17 protein-coding genes and 1 tRNA gene are annotated in these 16,326 nt (G+C 44.2%); 12 read left to right on the forward strand and 6 right to left on the reverse strand.

Annotation, left to right across the window (positions count from 1 at the left end; translation table 11 throughout):
- Positions 1-12: 12 nt before the first annotated feature.
- Positions 13-963, reverse strand: coding sequence for a CYTH domain-containing protein (locus ABR397_RS08605; RefSeq protein WP_350305376.1), 951 nt, complete (start codon positions 961-963; stop codon positions 13-15).
- A gap of 213 nt (positions 964-1,176) precedes the next feature.
- Here ABR397_RS08605 and ABR397_RS08610 point away from each other — a divergent pair, with 213 nt between their 5' ends.
- On the forward strand, positions 1,177-1,797 hold the full coding sequence (locus ABR397_RS08610; RefSeq protein ID WP_350305377.1) for a TIGR04211 family SH3 domain-containing protein: 621 nt from the start codon (positions 1,177-1,179) through the stop codon (positions 1,795-1,797).
- A gap of 15 nt (positions 1,798-1,812) precedes the next feature.
- Entirely contained in the window at positions 1,813-3,039 is a 1,227-nt protein-coding gene (locus ABR397_RS08615) for a multifunctional CCA addition/repair protein (RefSeq protein WP_350305378.1), read from the forward strand.
- 76 nt (positions 3,040-3,115) lie between these two features.
- Here ABR397_RS08615 and bacA read toward each other — a convergent pair whose 3' ends face one another.
- Together bacA and folB are read right to left on the reverse strand one after the other, a co-directional pair.
- Positions 3,116-3,934: an undecaprenyl-diphosphate phosphatase gene (gene bacA / locus ABR397_RS08620; RefSeq protein ID WP_350305379.1), complete on the reverse strand. Its 819-nt coding sequence runs from the start codon at positions 3,932-3,934 to the stop codon at positions 3,116-3,118.
- Between the two features lie 178 nt (positions 3,935-4,112).
- Entirely contained in the window at positions 4,113-4,463 is a 351-nt protein-coding gene (gene folB, locus ABR397_RS08625; RefSeq protein WP_350305426.1) for a bifunctional dihydroneopterin aldolase/7,8-dihydroneopterin epimerase, read from the reverse strand.
- A 106-nt stretch (positions 4,464-4,569) separates the two neighbouring features.
- On the opposite strand from folB, the gene plsY reads away from it, so the two are divergent.
- Positions 4,570-5,226 carry a glycerol-3-phosphate 1-O-acyltransferase PlsY gene (plsY, locus tag ABR397_RS08630; protein ID WP_350305380.1) on the forward strand — a complete coding sequence of 219 codons (657 nt, stop codon included), beginning with the start codon at positions 4,570-4,572 and terminating at the stop codon, positions 5,224-5,226.
- Between the two features lie 71 nt (positions 5,227-5,297).
- Here plsY and tsaD read toward each other — a convergent pair whose 3' ends face one another.
- Positions 5,298-6,311, reverse strand: coding sequence for a tRNA (adenosine(37)-N6)-threonylcarbamoyltransferase complex transferase subunit TsaD (tsaD, locus tag ABR397_RS08635; RefSeq protein ID WP_350305381.1), 1,014 nt, complete (start codon positions 6,309-6,311; stop codon positions 5,298-5,300).
- A 306-nt stretch (positions 6,312-6,617) separates the two neighbouring features.
- On the opposite strand from tsaD, the gene rpsU reads away from it, so the two are divergent.
- The 6 genes from rpsU (at position 6,618) to ABR397_RS08665 (ending at position 12,136) form a co-directional block, all read left to right on the forward strand.
- A complete protein-coding gene (rpsU, locus tag ABR397_RS08640) occupies positions 6,618-6,833 on the forward strand; it encodes a 30S ribosomal protein S21 (protein ID WP_001144069.1) in 216 nt (71 codons plus the stop codon).
- 121 nt (positions 6,834-6,954) lie between these two features.
- A complete protein-coding gene (gene dnaG / locus ABR397_RS08645; protein ID WP_350305382.1) occupies positions 6,955-8,700 on the forward strand; it encodes a DNA primase in 1,746 nt (581 codons plus the stop codon).
- A gap of 170 nt (positions 8,701-8,870) precedes the next feature.
- A complete protein-coding gene (gene rpoD, locus ABR397_RS08650) occupies positions 8,871-10,721 on the forward strand; it encodes an RNA polymerase sigma factor RpoD (protein ID WP_350305383.1) in 1,851 nt (616 codons plus the stop codon).
- 330 nt (positions 10,722-11,051) lie between these two features.
- Positions 11,052-11,128: transfer RNA gene (locus ABR397_RS08655), tRNA-Ile, on the forward strand.
- Between the two features lie 210 nt (positions 11,129-11,338).
- Positions 11,339-11,635: a NadS family protein gene (gene nadS, locus ABR397_RS08660; RefSeq protein ID WP_113044380.1), complete on the forward strand. Its 297-nt coding sequence runs from the start codon at positions 11,339-11,341 to the stop codon at positions 11,633-11,635.
- Positions 11,636-11,998: 363 nt separating this feature from the next.
- Positions 11,999-12,136 (forward strand): hypothetical protein, encoded by a 138-nt coding sequence (locus ABR397_RS08665; protein WP_350305384.1) that lies wholly within the window; start codon positions 11,999-12,001, stop codon positions 12,134-12,136.
- A 125-nt stretch (positions 12,137-12,261) separates the two neighbouring features.
- Here the strand turns inward: ABR397_RS08665 and ltrA are convergent, their stop codons facing one another.
- Positions 12,262-13,524, reverse strand: a complete 1,263-nt coding sequence (gene ltrA / locus ABR397_RS08670; RefSeq protein ID WP_350305385.1) for a group II intron reverse transcriptase/maturase — start codon at positions 13,522-13,524, stop codon at positions 12,262-12,264.
- 127 nt (positions 13,525-13,651) lie between these two features.
- Complete coding sequence (locus ABR397_RS08675) at positions 13,652-13,864, reverse strand: hypothetical protein (RefSeq protein WP_350305386.1); 213 nt, start codon at positions 13,862-13,864, stop codon at positions 13,652-13,654.
- 312 nt (positions 13,865-14,176) lie between these two features.
- Here ABR397_RS08675 and ABR397_RS08680 point away from each other — a divergent pair, with 312 nt between their 5' ends.
- The 3 genes from ABR397_RS08680 (at position 14,177) to ABR397_RS08690 (ending at position 16,286) form a co-directional block, all read left to right on the forward strand.
- Positions 14,177-14,524, forward strand: coding sequence for a transposase (locus tag ABR397_RS08680; protein ID WP_350305387.1), 348 nt, complete (start codon positions 14,177-14,179; stop codon positions 14,522-14,524).
- Positions 14,525-14,935: 411 nt separating this feature from the next.
- Positions 14,936-15,778 (forward strand): hypothetical protein, encoded by an 843-nt coding sequence (locus ABR397_RS08685; protein ID WP_350305388.1) that lies wholly within the window; start codon positions 14,936-14,938, stop codon positions 15,776-15,778.
- Between the two features lie 85 nt (positions 15,779-15,863).
- A complete protein-coding gene (locus tag ABR397_RS08690; protein WP_350305389.1) occupies positions 15,864-16,286 on the forward strand; it encodes a hypothetical protein in 423 nt (140 codons plus the stop codon).
- The last annotated feature ends 40 nt before the right edge of the window (positions 16,287-16,326 follow it).

A 16,326-nucleotide genomic window follows, 5' to 3' on the forward strand; every position in this document is an offset into this window, starting at 1 on the left:
CATTCCTGTTATTCAAGCAGAGAGATTGACCAACCACAGAGTCAACGCCAACTTACATTGCAAATAGCCAGAGCTGTAACACAACGTTTCAGCCGTTGTTTCCGCTGCTGATAATTTCTGGTCAATCGCCGCTAATTGATCATCCAGCTGCTCCGGCCGGCCTGCCGGTTCATTGCAATATTCAAGCGCCTGCTGAACTAAAGTCAAGACTTGCTTCAAACCATCCCGACTTCCTGACAAGCCAGTCAACCAGCGCTCTTCCTGCTCTTGCCAATGGGCTAATATTGACGAAAGTACAGAAGGCAATGACTGCTGCATATCAATTTCTACCGAAACTTGAGGCAAAATCGTGTTTGGCTTTCCCTGGACTAACTGATAACCACGGGCAGCTTTACTTTTATTTCCCTGTCGCAAGCCATCTGACTTTGCCAACTCAGCAGCCAACGCTAATACATCCGCGACAGTTCCTTGTTTCAGTTCCAATTCAAATTCACAAATGGGTTCTTTACGGCCTGCCGCGATGATTTCTCCCTGATCGAGCACAACTTCAATCTCACTTTGCCCGTAAGTAACCACCCACTTCTCCCGCATAAAGTCAGTGTTGAATAACACATTTAAACGGGATTGCAGCGCTTCCACATCACAGTTTTCAGGCCAGATATGAGATGGAAACAGCGTCAACGCCAGTTCCGGCTTTAACAATGGCACATTATATTCCGGTCGCTGATGCAACCCGCCGATCACTTCCCCGGCTGTTTTGATTGTCATCTCATACTGGTCGTCAAAACCACGGATACGCAATCCCATATCAAGACCGCGCAGTTGGTTATCCGCCGTTTCAAAATAGATATTGGTCAACTTTTGCGGCAAAAAGTAGTGATGAGGAAATAACAATAATTGCTGACGGATTCCAGGAATAGCTTGCGGCCTGGCAATAAGTTTTAATTCAATTTCTACACTCATTATCTGCACCATTGGTGGCAATTTTTGGTTATTATCTTACCCTGATTTCACTTTTTTCTACGACCGCATGAAAAAATTAAACAAACAACCGGTAAACTCCGTATTCGATCCGTTAAGATAGTTCCTATTTCGGTTTACTGTTTGCTCTGGCAAACTTAACTCTTTACTATCAAATTCTAAACTCACCATAGATAAAGAATAGTTGAAATCACAATGCGAAAATTACCTTTATTTCTTACGGCGCTATTAAGCCTAAGCTTTTCGCTTACTACCCACGCGGAAGAAAAGCGCTATGTATCTGATGAGTTATCTACCTACACGCACGCTGGACCGGGTAACAAGTATCGTATCGCCGGCACATTGAATGCCGGTGATGAAGTCACATTGATAAGTATCAACCAGGATAGTAATTACGCTCAGGTTAAGGATGATAAAGGCCGTGTCGTCTGGCTACCCGTTAACCAGCTCAGTGATAAACCGAGCTTGCGCACCCGCCTCCCTGAGATGGAGCAGGAAATCAAAATACTGACGGATAAGTTAGCCAATATAGACAATAGCTGGAATCAGCGCACTGCTGACATGCAACAAAACGTTTCAAACAGCGGTGACATTATTGCAGGGCTGAAAAAAGAAAATGAGCATTTGAAAAATAAACTGATTGTGGCAGAGAAAAAACTTGATGCTGCGAATCTGCAACTTGATGACAAACAACGCAATATCATTCTGCAATGGTTTATGTACGGCGGTGGTGTTGCAGGTGCAGGTTTAATTTTAGGGCTGTTACTGCCACACATGGTTCCGCGTCGCAAGCGTAATGACCGTTGGATGAGTTGATTAAGGAATATTCAGGTGAGAATCTATCTGGTTGGCGGTGCAGTGCGTGACCGCCTGCTAAACTTTCCTGTAAAAGAACGGGATTGGGTTGTTGTCGGTGGGACGCCGGATGAACTATTGTCTCAGGGATATCAGCAAGTTGGCAGAGACTTCCCGGTATTCCTGCATCCCAAAAACCATGAAGAGTACGCGCTGGCGCGCACTGAGAGAAAATCCGGCTTGGGGTATACGGGTTTTACCTGTTACGCCGCACCGGATGTCACACTGGAAGATGATTTGCTGCGCCGTGATCTGACCATTAACGCAATTGCTCAAACATCCGAAGGCGAACTTGTCGATCCTTACCGTGGGGTTGATGACTTAAGTAATCGTATTTTACGCCATATTTCCGACGCTTTTTCTGAAGATCCACTGAGGGTATTACGGGTAGCCCGTTTTGCTGCCCGTTTCGCCCATTTGGGATTTACCATCGCCCCAGAAACATTAACGTTAATGTCAAAAATGGCAGCTAACGGAGAGTTATCAGCACTCACACCGGAGCGTGTCTGGAAAGAGACAGAAAAAGCCCTTTCCACGTATTCACCGCAGGTTTTTTTTCAGGTTTTACGTGATTGTGGCGCACTGGCGGTACTGTTTCCTGAAATTGATAATCTGTTTGGCGTTCCCGCACCGGAGAAGTGGCATCCTGAGGTTGATACCGGTATTCATACGTTGATGGTGCTGAAAATTGTCGCGGAACTGACAGATGAAGTAGATAGCCGCTTTGCGGCTCTGTGTCATGATCTTGGCAAAGGACTAACACCGCCAGAACAGTGGCCTCATCATTATGGACATGGTCCGGCAGGCGTGAAGTTAGTCGATCAATTGTGCCGACGTCTGCGTGTGCCTAACTCTGCTCGTGATCTGGCAAAACTAGTCGCTCAATATCATGACTTAGTGCATACCGTCGATCAATTGCGGCCAAAAACATTGCTCAAATTGTTTGATTCTGTTGATGCATGGCGTAAACCTCAGCGAATAGATCAGTTGATTATCACCAGTGAAGCAGATGCGCGGGGTCGTACCGGTTTTGAAGATACCCCCTATCCACAAGGTCATTATCTGCGACAGGCATTTGAGGTTGCCAGCCAGGTCCAGGTGAAAAGTATTGTAGACAGCGGCTTGCGTGGCGCGGATATTGGTGAAGAGCTACGACGCCAGCGTCAGCAGGCATTGGCTGAATGGAAGCAACAACAGGATTAATACTGTTGTCTGAAAGATCAAATACGCTGTACATCCCCTGAGATCTAATCTAAATCGATATCAGGGGAATCATTCACTACATAAATACCCAGTAAACAGCGGCGGCGATAATAAAGCGGTAGATAGCAAATGGGATGAAAGACATACGCTTAATCAATGCCAGGAAGGTTTTAATTGCGATCAATGCGACAATAAATGCAGTAATAAAACCGACAGCAAACATTGGGATATCAGAAGCAGTCAAAAAATGCAGACTTTTATATAAATCCAGCCCGCTCGCCCCTATCATCATCGGTACAGCCAGAATAAACGAGAACTCTGATGCGGTATAACGGTTAACCCCCATCAGCATTCCACCAGAAATTGTCGCCCCTGAACGGGAGAATCCCGGCCACAATGCCAGACACTGGAAGCAACCAATCATAAAAGCCTGGCGATAAGTAATATCATCCAACCCTTCTGCTCTCGGTGTCTTAGGTTTCAGAATTTCTGCGATAATCAGTAACACGCCGCCAATAATCAAAGCGTACATAACACTCTGTGGGTTAAACAGCGATTTAATCGTATCGTGGAACAGCAATCCAAGCGTCACCGCAGGTAACATCGCCAAAAGAATGTGGCTCAGTTTCAGCTTGCCGTTGGTTTTACCTTCGTGAGGAACTTCACCAAAGTGAAGACCAATTAACCCAAACAAACGACGCCAAAATACCACTACCACGGCAAGAATTGATCCAAGCTGGATAATAACTTCGAATGTTTCAGCCTTATCGCCGGTAAACCCCAGCAAATGACCCACGATGATCATATGACCAGTTGAGGAAACAGGAAGAAACTCAGTCAGCCCTTCAACAACACCAAGAATAAATGCATGAAACAAGGTAGAAAGGTCAGTCATATAGAGAGATCGCACCCCATTAAACAAATCTCCAAAACAGGTAGCACAGATGAATCCGACTACCATTTTCCCATTGCCATTAATCAATTGACATAATTATCACGCCTGGCAATGATACATGCCAGCCTATGCAAGAATAATGACAATAATATGACAACTGAATTCACTGCTGATCGGATTATTTTTTTCTCTCAATAATAACACCGACCTGACAAGACTGCGCCACCGCCCTCGGCTTACTGACTTTTATCCGTACCCACGGCGAATTAAAGCGGTTTAATAGCAGATCGGCCACCTCTTCAGCCACTCTTTCAACCAGAGCAAAATTCTGATTTTCTACATGGTTGATAATCGCTTCGCTAACTTTAGCGTAATCCAGGCAATGCTCGACATTATCGCTGGAAGATGCGCGTTTATTATCCCATCCCATTTCGATATCGAACACTAACTTCTGTTTAATGGTCTGTTCCCAGCCGTAAACACCAATGGTGGTGATGACAGCTAATTCTTCAATAAATACGATATCCATCATGTCACTTTCCTATTTTTCAACTTGTCTGATACCACTTCCGACTAAATATGCGTATTATCCATGACTAGGCTAAGAAAACGACCATTATTATTGGAGAGATATTATGAGTGCTATCGCGCTTGGTATGATTATCTTCGCGTATCTTTGCGGTTCAATCTCCAGCGCAATACTTATCTGTCGTCTGGCTGGACTGCCGGATCCCCGCCTGCATGGCTCAGGTAACCCAGGAGCGACAAATGTATTACGGATTGGTGGCCGCAGTACTGCGGCAGTGGTACTGATTTGTGATGTTCTGAAAGGTATGGTCCCAGTCTGGCTGGCTTATCAGCTTAATGTTCCCCCTCTCTATCTGGGAATTACGGCAATAGCTGCTTGTCTCGGCCATATTTATCCAATCTTTTTCCATTTTAAAGGCGGTAAGGGAGTAGCAACTGCTTTTGGTGCTATCGCTGCAATTGGCTGGGATCTGATGGGGTTGATGACAGGTACCTGGTTGTTGACAGTATTACTGAGTGGTTATTCCTCTCTAGGCGCAATTGTCAGCGCCTTGATAGCACCTTTCTATGTCTGGTGGTTTAAACCTGAATTTACTTTTCCGGTTGCCATGCTCTGCTGTCTGGTACTGCTCCGTCACCATGATAATATCCAGCGCCTGTGGCGCGGCCAGGAAAGTCGTATCTGGAGCAAGCTCAAAAAGAAAAAAGAGATGACTGAAGAAGAAAAAATTCAGGCAGAGAAAGAACAAGGAGAAGAAGATTAACAACATTGCCAAATAAAAAGCCAGCTACTGATTGAGTGACTGGTTTTTTTATTTTCACTATATATGAAGATTTATAGTGCAGGTAATTCAGACAGTGGCCAGCGGGCTTTGACCGTCACGCCAAGAGCGTCACTCACTCCGCCTTTCAGGCGGATCATACCGGCAAACGCAATCATAGCGCCGTTATCTGTACAGAATTCAGGACGCGCGTAAAATACTTCGCCGCCCAATTTTGCCATGACTTCTTTCATTCTGGTACGCAACGTGAGGTTGGCGCTGACGCCACCGGCCATTACCAGCCGCTTGAACCCGGTCTGCTCAAGCGCCCTTTTACATTTAATCGCCAATGTATCAACAACCGCATCTTCAAAAGCGCGGGCAATATCCGCTCTGGTCTGCTCATCATCACTGTTGCTGCGAATCGTATTAGACGCAAAAGTTTTCAGTCCCGAGAAACTGAAATCCAGCCCAGGGCGATCGGTCATTGGACGAGGAAACACAAAACGCCCGGTTTCTCCTTTCTGAGCCATATTGGAGAGCAACGGACCTCCCGGATAATCCAGGCCCAATAATTTAGCTGTTTTATCAAATGCTTCACCAGCGGCATCATCTATCGATTCACCAAGCAGCTCATATTCACCGATCCCGGTTACGCTAATAAGTTGTGTGTGACCACCGGACACAAGCAAAGCCACAAACGGAAATTCAGGGCTATTATCTTCCAGCATCGGAGCCAATAAATGCCCTTCCATATGATGAACAGGAATCGCAGGAACATCCCAGGCAAATGCCAGAGAACGGCCAATAGTCGCCCCCACCAATAATGCGCCAACCAGACCAGGACCCGCAGTATAAGCCACTGCATCAATATCTTTACGGGTTAATCCTGCGTCTTTCAAAGCAGCCTGAATCAAGGGAACGGTTTTGCGGATATGGTCGCGTGAAGCCAGTTCAGGCACAACACCGCCGTAATCAGCATGCAATTTAATCTGACTGTATAATTGATTTGCTAATAAACCGGCTTGATCATCATAAATTGCGATTCCGGTTTCATCGCAAGACGTTTCTATACCTAAAACTCGCATTACACTACCTATATTCCACAGAAGAAAACCAGTTTATCATTAATAAGATAATTTGCGCGGTTTACATGCTGACTATTTTTACTGTTTAGTCTATAATCAGCGCCCTACGTAAAATCCCTGTGTGGTTATCTTCAATATTACAGAACTGACTTGCATATTTCACTGTAAGTCACCATTGTAATGTTGTTGTTTCAATTTGCTGCGGCGCTTTACAAAGCCGTGTTCATTGAAGTAAAATTCCGCACCATTTTAAGATGGCTGGCATCCCACGCCAGCAAGACCGATTTCTATTGAGGTGAGAGGCACATGCCGGTAATTAAAGTACGTGAAAACGAGCCATTCGACGTAGCACTGCGTCGCTTTAAGCGTTCCTGCGAAAAAGCAGGTGTGTTAGCAGAAGTTCGCCGTCGTGAATTCTATGAAAAACCAACGACTGAACGTAAACGCGCTAAAGCTTCTGCTGTAAAACGTCACGCTAAAAAGCTGGCTCGTGAAAACGCACGCCGCACTCGTCTGTACTAATCCTTGCGGTTGACCCGCATAGTGATTGAATTTGCAGACAACAGTAGTTGCAGATAAAGGCCGTGCTTTCCGAAAGGAAGCGCGGCTTATTGTCGTTCATCAACAGGCGTAAAAAGGGCTTATGGCTGGACGAATTCCGCGCGTATTTATCAATGATTTATTAGCTCGTACCGATATTATCGACCTGATCGATGTTCGTGTGCCACTGAAAAAACAGGGTAAAAATCACCACGCGTGCTGTCCGTTTCATAATGAAAAGACACCTTCGTTTACTGTTAATGGCGATAAGCAGTTTTATCATTGCTTTGGTTGTGGCGCTCACGGCAACGCTATCGATTTTCTGATGAATTACGATAGACTTGAGTTTGTCGAATCTATTGAAGAATTGGCCGCGATGCATGGGCTGGAAGTCCCTTATGAAGCAGGTTCCGGCAGCAGTCAGATAGAACGCCACCAAAGACAAAATCTTTATCAGCTGATGGATAAGCTCAACAGCTTCTATCAGAATTCACTAAATAGCTCCGCTGCACAACAAGCCCGGCAATATCTGGCTCAACGTGGACTTAGTGAAGAGATTATCCACCGTTTCTCGATTGGCTTCGCTCCCGCTGGCTGGGATAACGCTTTGAAACGGTTTGCCCGCAGCACGGAAGATCGTCAACAATTACATGACGCCGGTATGCTGGTGTCAAATGATAATGGCCGTACTTACGACCGTTTCCGTGAACGAGTCATGTTTCCAATCCGTGACCGCAGGGGGCGCGTGATTGCATTTGGTGGACGAGTTCTGGGAGATGCGCTCCCAAAATATCTCAACTCACCAGAAACTGAAATTTTCCACAAAGGTCGCCAACTATACGGCCTCTATGAAGCGCAACAAAATCACAGTGACCTTTCACGGTTATTAGTGGTTGAAGGTTATATGGATGTGGTGGCTCTGGCACAGTTTGGTATTGATTATGCCATTGCCTCGTTAGGCACTTCGACGACATCGGAACATATTCAGTTACTTTTTCGTGCTACTGACAACATTATCTGTTGTTACGATGGCGACAGAGCGGGGCGTGACGCAGCATGGCGAGCCTTGGAAACAGCGCTGCCTTATCTTAATGATGGTAGGCAGTTACGTTTTATGTTTTTGCCTGATGGCGAAGATCCTGATTCACTAATTCGCAAAGAAGGCCGTGAAGCATTTGAACAAAGAATGGAACAATCTCACACGTTGTCTGAATTCCTGTTCGAATCGTTACTGCCGCAAGTTGACTTGAGTAATCCTGAAGGGAAAACAAAACTCAGTTCACTTTCTGTACCATTGATTAACCAGATCCCGGGAGAAACTCTGCGTCTCTATATGAGGCAAGAACTTGGCAATATGTTAGGTATCCCCGATGCAGTACAGTTGGAACGTTTATTACCACAGCGTCTGGAAAGTGGGAATAATTATCAGATGCCGCAGCTAAAACCGACAACTATGCGTATACTTATAGGACTGTTGGTACAAAACCCACACTTAGCCGCTTTAGTTCCCCCGCTACAGGGAATTATGCAGGCTAAAATTGCAGGCTTACCATTGTTTATAGAGCTTGTAGAGGTTTGTCTTACTCAGCCCGGGCTGACAACTGGACAGTTGCTAGAACAATATCGTAACAATAAATTTAGTAAACAACTTGAAAAATTAGCTGCATGGAACGATATACAAGTAGAAGAAATAGCAGAAAATACATTTTGTGACGCGTTGGATCATCTCGTTGATTCAGCGTTGGAAGAACGTTTAGATATTCTTATCGCCAGAGCAAGAACCGAAGGCCTGACACCGGAAGAACGCGAAGAAGTTCGCTTGATTAATGAATCCCGTGCCAGAAAGTAAATACTGAATTCACGGCTTAAGTGCCGCATTAGGTAGGGAAGCAACCCTACATTTTGCCGCTATAAGTGGGCAGCGGCAATACAACGAAAACGCCCCTAAAAGTTATTGTTGGCAGATTAGTTTCGCCGACCGACACCAACCCAAATACTCTGAAGTGTGGATACCGTCTTATGGAGCAAAACCCGCAGTCACAGCTAAAGCTACTTGTCACCCGTGGTAAGGAGCAAGGCTATCTGACCTATGCTGAGGTCAATGACCATCTGCCGGAAGATATCGTCGATTCCGATCAGATCGAAGATATCATCCAGATGATCAATGACATGGGCATTCAGGTAATGGAAGAAGCACCTGATGCCGATGATCTGATGCTAGCAGAAACCACTAACGACACAGATGAAGACGCTGTGGAAGCTGCCGCGCAAGTCCTGTCTAGCGTTGAATCTGAAATCGGTCGTACCACCGACCCGGTACGTATGTACATGCGTGAAATGGGTACCGTTGAATTATTGACCCGGGAAGGTGAAATTGACATTGCTAAACGCATTGAAGATGGCATCAATCAGGTACAGTGCTCTGTTGCTGAATACCCTGAGGCAATCACCTATTTACTGGAACAGTATGCTCGCGTCGAAGCAGGTGAAGCCCGCCTGTCAGATCTTATTACCGGTTTTGTTGACCCGAACGCAGAAGAAGACCTCGCGCCTACCGCCACTCACGTTGGTTCTGAGCTCCCACAGGAAGAACTTGATGATGATGAAGACGACGAAGATGAAGACAGTGACGAAGATAGCGATAGTGATGATGACAACAGCATCGATCCGGAATTAGCTCGCCAGAAATTCCAGGAACTGCAAGAACAGTATGAAATCACTCGTCAGGAAATTAAGAAAAATGGCCGTAACCATCCTAATACGGCTGCCGAAATCTTAATGCTCTCAGAAGTTTTCAAGCAGTTCCGTCTAGTGCCAAAACAGTTTGATTATCTGGTCAACAACATGCGTTCTATGATGGATCGCGTTCGTCTTCAAGAACGTCAAATCATGAAAATGTGTGTTGAGCAGTGTAAAATGCCGAAGAAGAACTTCATCACTCTGTTCTCCGGTAATGAAACCAGTGACATTTGGTTCACTGCGGCAAAAGCCATGAACAAACCGTGGTCTGAAAAATTACTTGAAGTTGAAGAAGAAATACAACGTAGTCTGAACAGACTTCGTCAGATTGAAGAAGAAACCGGTTTAACCATTGAACAGGTGAAAGATATCAACCGTCGGATGTCCATCGGTGAAGCAAAAGCTCGCCGTGCGAAAAAAGAGATGGTTGAAGCCAACTTACGTTTAGTTATTTCAATTGCCAAAAAATATACCAACCGTGGTCTGCAATTCTTAGATCTGATTCAGGAAGGTAATATCGGTCTGATGAAAGCGGTTGATAAATTTGAATATCGTCGTGGTTACAAGTTCTCAACTTACGCTACATGGTGGATACGTCAGGCAATTACACGTTCGATCGCCGACCAGGCCCGTACCATTCGTATTCCCGTTCATATGATTGAGACAATCAACAAACTCAATCGTATTTCCCGCCAGATGTTGCAGGAAATGGGGCGTGAACCAACACCGGAAGAACTGGCGGAACGGATGTTAATGCCGGAAGATAAAATCCGTAAGGTACTGAAAATCGCCAAAGAGCCTATCTCAATGGAAACCCCGATTGGTGATGATGAAGATTCACATTTAGGTGATTTTATTGAAGATACAACGCTGGAGCTGCCGCTGGATTCTGCAACCTCAGAAAGCCTGCGTTCAGCAACCCACGATGTTCTGGCTGGCCTGACCGCTCGTGAGGCAAAAGTACTGCGTATGCGTTTCGGTATCGATATGAATACTGACCACACACTGGAAGAAGTTGGTAAACAGTTCGATGTTACCCGTGAACGTATCCGCCAGATCGAAGCAAAAGCACTGCGTAAACTGCGTCACCCAAGCCGTTCTGAAGTACTGCGTAGCTTCCTTGATGAATAATCAACAATTTTAAGTCATGCTAACTGAAAAGCGTCTGCTTCGGCGGACGCTTTTATTTTTTTATCAAGGGAGATGATTAGTATTAATATAATCATATATAAAAATATATTGATCATCGGGATAATAATATGACCCGATAACACCAAAGAGCTTATTAAAAATTAATCCAATGATTTATAAAAACGATAAATAAGCCATAAAAACAACCAATATATACCGCTATCCCCTTCTACTACTTAATAAAAACTCAATTTTGTATACAAAGTGATCATACGAGTTTACAAAGCTAGACCGCGAGCAAAACTGTACGTATAATCCTTCCCATCCAACGGCCCCTTAGCTCAGTTGGTTAGAGCAGGCGACTCATAATCGCTTGGTCACTGGTTCAAGTCCAGTAGGGGCCACCAGATTTTAGCTGTTAAATCAGTACATTAGGCCACTCAAACAAGAGTGGCTTTTTTGTTTCTGGTAGTCAGTGGCGACAAAATGGCGACAGAGATTTTTTCATAAAGCCATTGCCTAGATGAAAACACACTAGCCAGCTTCAATTTCTGGGCGCAAATTACAGTAATCAACACCGTGTAGATATGTGATAATGTTCATACAACAGAGAGACTATGGACAAAAAACTTTTTAACGATCTGGTTGAAAGCATGAATCAGATGGTAGCAATTGAAAAAGGCGAACTTTCTGTTTCTGATGAAAATATCCATTACCATCGCCTGCCTGATGTAAAAAACTTACGTGAAACCTTTGGCTTAAAACAAAGTGAATTTGCCGAAGCTGTTGGCGTTTCTGCATCTCTAATTCAAAGCTGGGAACAGCACCGCCGCATTCCTTCTGGTTCATCACTGAAACTACTTAAGATGCTTGAACGTAATCCTGCGCTTATTAATGAATTAAGCACACTTTAATGCTTTCACTTTCTCCTTGTCGTAATGCATAATTTCAGTTCTGTATATCCTGTAAAGCCGCGCTCTATCTGATTTCTATGATAAAGCACGGCTTTTCTTCGTGATCTTACTTTTTCACGTAAAATATTATTTTTCCTTTAATATCATTACATTGGGATTTTCTCCGTGATCCTCTTTTGATCCAAAGCGTGCAGGCGGGTGCGGTATAGTGCCGTTTTCATCATAAGTTCATTTATTTCGTCATAAGTGCAGCGAAACAAACCGTCACTAAGGTGTTTATTTGATTCTTGAGTCAGATAATACAATCGGTTAAAGTAGCATCGCCATCGGCAAAATCCGATGGTCAAGGGGTCGCAGCCTTGAATGAGTAACCCACTGGTAAAAGATTATTTCCTTACCAGTGTCCCTGCTATCGCTTCTATGGTGGTTCAGGCAGGGGAGGGCTATGCCTCGCTGGAATGGTTACTCTCCGGTACTGCGAACCTTGATCAAAGGCGGTAAATGTTAAAGGCCACCGGGAGGTTACCCCGATGGCCTTAGCTACGTTTCCGTTATCTGGGGTTATCGGGTCGCGCAAGGGAACTTCCCCCCTGCGCTCCCACGGAACCGGACGTGACAGTCTCCCGTCATCCGGCTCTTGCCGTTGACCGTTCGCGCCGCGTACAAATTTCCCAGTGTGCAAACAGACCAGGCTTAACACTCCTTATCCTGCCTAACCATTCATATGCCTGAGCCAGGCTACCGTGCACCCGCTTATATTTGCGGGTAACCCATTTAGCAAGGTGCAGATCGACATGACTGGCTATACGATCCATTGCTGACCGATAAAAGCGCCCATAGTACTTGACCCAGCCTCGTAACATGGGATTGAGCCATCGTGCCATTGCTTCCAGCGACAGCGGTGTTTTGTGACTCAAATCCCAGCCCCGTACTGTCTGCCGGATTGCCTTCGCAGCTCTGGCACTCATTGCTGGCAGGAAATTCACCGATAGCTCTCCTTCTTTCGAGACCGACTTTCTTGACCTGAACGTGTAGCCCAAAAAGTCAAAGCTGATTTCAGGATATGTCTCCGTTCTTTCCCTGTCCTTGCAGTAGACGACTTTCGTCTTACCCGGGCTCATCTCCAGCTTACACTCAGCCAGACGCTTTCTGAGCTTGCCACGCAACATCATTGCCTGCGCATGACTCTTGCAGTGGATGACGATATCATCAGCGTACCGCTCGAACCGGACGACGGAAAATTCCCGTTTCATCCACATATCGAATGCGTAATGCAGGAACAGATTGGCCAGCAACGGACTAATGACCCCTCCCTGAGGAGTCCCCTTATCCCTTATCTGCACCGTTCCATCCGGCATGTACACCGACGCGGTTAGCCATCGCTCAATGTAGAGCAACACCCATCTGCAATCCGTATGCCTGCGCACCGCCCTCATCAGGAGTTCATGATCGATGTTATCGAAGAACCCCTTGATGTCCACGTCCAGCACCCAGTCAGTGCGCCAGCATCGTTGCCGGGCTACTCTCAGGGCATCGTGCGCAGATTTGTGCGGGCGGTAGCCATAGGAGTCAACGTGGAATTGTGGCTCCAGAATCGGCTCCAGCCTGTCTTTGACCACCATCTGCGCGATACGATCCGCTACCGTGGGTATCCCCAGTGGTCTCGTTCCCCCCGTCGCCTTTGGTATCTCAACACGCCGAACCGCTGGCGGCATATAACTGCCCGAGGCCATTCTGTTCCAGAGTTTGTACAAGTTCCCCGCGAGGTTCTTCTCAAATTCCTCAATCGGTTGACCATCGATTCCAGCGCTACCTTTGTTGGCTTTTACCTTCTTGTACGCTTTCCAGACAGACTGTCTGGATAACGCAAACGGTTTGGACTGGCTCACAGGTTCCTCCCACTTGTGCGGTTGACCCGTAATACAACCCCAACGACTGGCCCCCTTCGCTCCACGTCCATTACAGACGCTTCATCACTACTACGGAGCCATCTGCCCCTGTGCCCCGCCTCGGTACTCAGGCGCTTGCAGGTTTTCTGCTTGACGCCGCTCCCTTCACATCGGGACGACAGGTTCCCACGTTCCATGCCAGAGCCTGTGTTGTGCTCATGCTGTCTATATGCCTATATGCCGGATGCCGCCCAGCCAGTAACCAGATAACCGCTGGACTTATCACACGCCGCTTAGAAAGCGCGTTTTTGACATCATCTTGTTCCTTTCGACACTGCATCTACAGTTCACTCTCGTTCATCTTCACAACACATACATGACGCATCTGACTGCGCCTTTTCCCTGACGCTCACCACCACCGCTCTTAACAGCAGCAGCTCAGGGTAGTTTGAAGGCTGCGTCTGGACACCGCCTCCGAGGGGCCGACCCTCATCTCTCGCACAGCATTGCACCCTTATTTGCCACAGGGTGCATTCGTGGGAGACCATAAAAATCTGTGGGGCATTTTTTAACTCACGATAAATTAAGCAATTAAGTGTGATTATCAGGATGGTTAGAACCCCTCAATCGCCAAAATTCTCTGTAACCTGATTTGCTAAATTATTTTATCCAACTCTCATCAAATCCATGCCCCACACATTTTTACGCTTTCCTTATTGTGGATGGGGCGGGTTACAACAAAGCTCATCTTGTGAAGGAGTGGGCTTATGTTAGCAATATTGAGTTACATTACCTTCCTCCCTATAGCCCAAATTTAAACCCGATAGAGCGATTATGGAAGGTCATGAATGAACATGTTCGAAATAACCGTTATTTCGCTGATAAACATGAATTTCGAGACAAAGTCTTCAAATTTTTCACCACAACGCTACCGGATATAGCGGACTCTCTGATGTCTAGAATTAACGACCATTTTCAGGTGCTAAAAACTGCATCTTGAAGTTTCTTGGGTATATTTAGGTTCTTGCCATGATTTAGATCTATTTTTCTGTAATAAGTTTATACAGAAATTTTATTTATTGATTATGATTCCTCTTCTTGACAGTTATTGAGTGAAGGAATATCATGATTTCATATTAACGATTAGTTATAACTATTAGGCACTTATATATTGTACATTATATTAACCCATTGAAATTATTTCAATAGAAATAAAAGGGTTGTTATTTTTATAAATCATTAAACATTCTGGAAAATTTACCGATAATGATCGTGAACTTAATACACTTTAACCACTCATTGTCGGATTATATACCGGATCATAAAAATTTATTTAAAAATTAAATTTATTGGTAAACAGGAATCGGTTATTATTCAGTCAGTAACAGTGGTATTTCATGGAGAAGAAGTAATGACTAACATAAGCAATATTAGCATATTAAATTCGTCGATTGAAAACCTAAATCTTAATATTTCAAAACGTGCACCATATAATCCATCTGGTATTGAATATACTAATACTAGTAAAGTAATTTTATCTGAACATTCTTTGCATCAATCCTTTTTAGATCAAATAAAATCTAATACAGTATCTAGTGTGAATAATACAAATAGGATAGATATAGAAAAACTGTATGATATTTATTTTTTTACTCGTGATAGCACCGAACCTGATTTTCTTAAAGATGTACCTGAAAAAGCTGATAAGGCAAGATTGGCATTATCCGAACAAGCTGCTGATTATATACGATCCGCTCTTGAAGGAAAAAAAGGAACTAGTCCATTTGACTCATTAAGTCGCCAAGCTTTATCCTCCATAGCTTATGATGAAACAGGTCATTATACCTCAGCAGAACGTATCGCTGCCTATAAGCAACTATCTGTTAATGATACTAAATTTAACAATGATGTCTTTGATAAAAAATCCATTGCTTCAGATAAAGAAATAAAAATAATAGATGCACAGTCAAAACTTACGATTATTTCAGGAATGAGTGAATCTGAAAAAAAATCGAAAGGGATTACTCTTGATGAAGAAAATAAATATAAATTTGAAGTTATAAAATATCAAGAAGAATCTATTATAAAAATTAAAGAAACAAATTATAATAATCTCTATAATTATATGGAAACTGATATTATCATAGCAATAGATGATGGCAATGATAATTATTTTTGGAAAACGGGTTCTTCAAAAGAATTATATAAAGAGAACAAAATACCAAAAGGTAATATTGTTTATCTTGAGAATTAACAAAAAATAACCTTAGATTCAGGATAGTACCTTCTACTCTATTATCCCATCTATTATTATCAATAAAAACAAAAAGGAAACTTTCATGAAAAAATTTTTAAAACTTACTTTAGTTAGTACTCTAGTAGCCACTTCTTTTTCCTCTTTTTCCTCTTTTGCCGGATGGACAGATGGAAAGGTACAATTTGGTGTATATGGTGGACAAGAATTAAGAAAAGTAGACGGTGATTCAGATTATCCCTCACGAACTGCCCCTAGTGAAACAACATCTGGAGTAATTTCAATTGGTGGACAAAGCTCGAGTTATTCTACATCCGTTACTTATGAGACTAAAGATGGTCAACACCGTTGCCGTTTCACTGCGGGTTATTACTCGAATAATTATGGTCCAGTATATACCTCTAAAGGGGAGCCATTAACTCCTGGTACTGATTGCAGTATTTCATTAAGTGGCGAAAAGTATGGTAAGCCATACGGTTTCGCTATGAATATAGCTATCTATAGATAAAAAATAAAATTGCACTATCTTATGATGGTGCAATCCCTCA

This window comes from Photorhabdus viridis (genome assembly GCF_040256935.1).
Classification (GTDB): Bacteria; Pseudomonadota; Gammaproteobacteria; order Enterobacterales; family Enterobacteriaceae; genus Photorhabdus; species Photorhabdus viridis.

What these genes read in the sequence shown, in the direction of transcription:
- nadS (WP_113044380.1), top strand. Translation starts at nt 11,339, where the DNA reads ATGGACAAAAAACTTTTTAACGATCTGGTTGAAAGCATGAATCAGATG.
- ABR397_RS08610 (WP_350305377.1), top strand. Translation starts at nt 1,177, where the DNA reads ATGCGAAAATTACCTTTATTTCTTACGGCGCTATTAAGCCTAAGCTTT.
- dnaG (WP_350305382.1), top strand. Translation starts at nt 6,955, where the DNA reads ATGGCTGGACGAATTCCGCGCGTATTTATCAATGATTTATTAGCTCGT.
- ABR397_RS08690 (WP_350305389.1), top strand. Translation starts at nt 15,864, where the DNA reads ATGAAAAAATTTTTAAAACTTACTTTAGTTAGTACTCTAGTAGCCACT.
- tsaD (WP_350305381.1), bottom strand. Translation starts at nt 6,311, where the DNA reads ATGCGAGTTTTAGGTATAGAAACGTCTTGCGATGAAACCGGAATCGCA.
- bacA (WP_350305379.1), bottom strand. Translation starts at nt 3,934, where the DNA reads ATGACTGACCTTTCTACCTTGTTTCATGCATTTATTCTTGGTGTTGTT.
- ABR397_RS08685 (WP_350305388.1), top strand. Translation starts at nt 14,936, where the DNA reads ATGACTAACATAAGCAATATTAGCATATTAAATTCGTCGATTGAAAAC.
- rpsU (WP_001144069.1), top strand. Translation starts at nt 6,618, where the DNA reads ATGCCGGTAATTAAAGTACGTGAAAACGAGCCATTCGACGTAGCACTG.
- plsY (WP_350305380.1), top strand. Translation starts at nt 4,570, where the DNA reads ATGAGTGCTATCGCGCTTGGTATGATTATCTTCGCGTATCTTTGCGGT.
- ABR397_RS08605 (WP_350305376.1), bottom strand. Translation starts at nt 963, where the DNA reads ATGAGTGTAGAAATTGAATTAAAACTTATTGCCAGGCCGCAAGCTATT.
- folB (WP_350305426.1), bottom strand. Translation starts at nt 4,463, where the DNA reads ATGGATATCGTATTTATTGAAGAATTAGCTGTCATCACCACCATTGGT.
- rpoD (WP_350305383.1), top strand. Translation starts at nt 8,871, where the DNA reads ATGGAGCAAAACCCGCAGTCACAGCTAAAGCTACTTGTCACCCGTGGT.
- ABR397_RS08665 (WP_350305384.1), top strand. Translation starts at nt 11,999, where the DNA reads ATGAGTAACCCACTGGTAAAAGATTATTTCCTTACCAGTGTCCCTGCT.
- ABR397_RS08675 (WP_350305386.1), bottom strand. Translation starts at nt 13,864, where the DNA reads ATGCAGTGTCGAAAGGAACAAGATGATGTCAAAAACGCGCTTTCTAAG.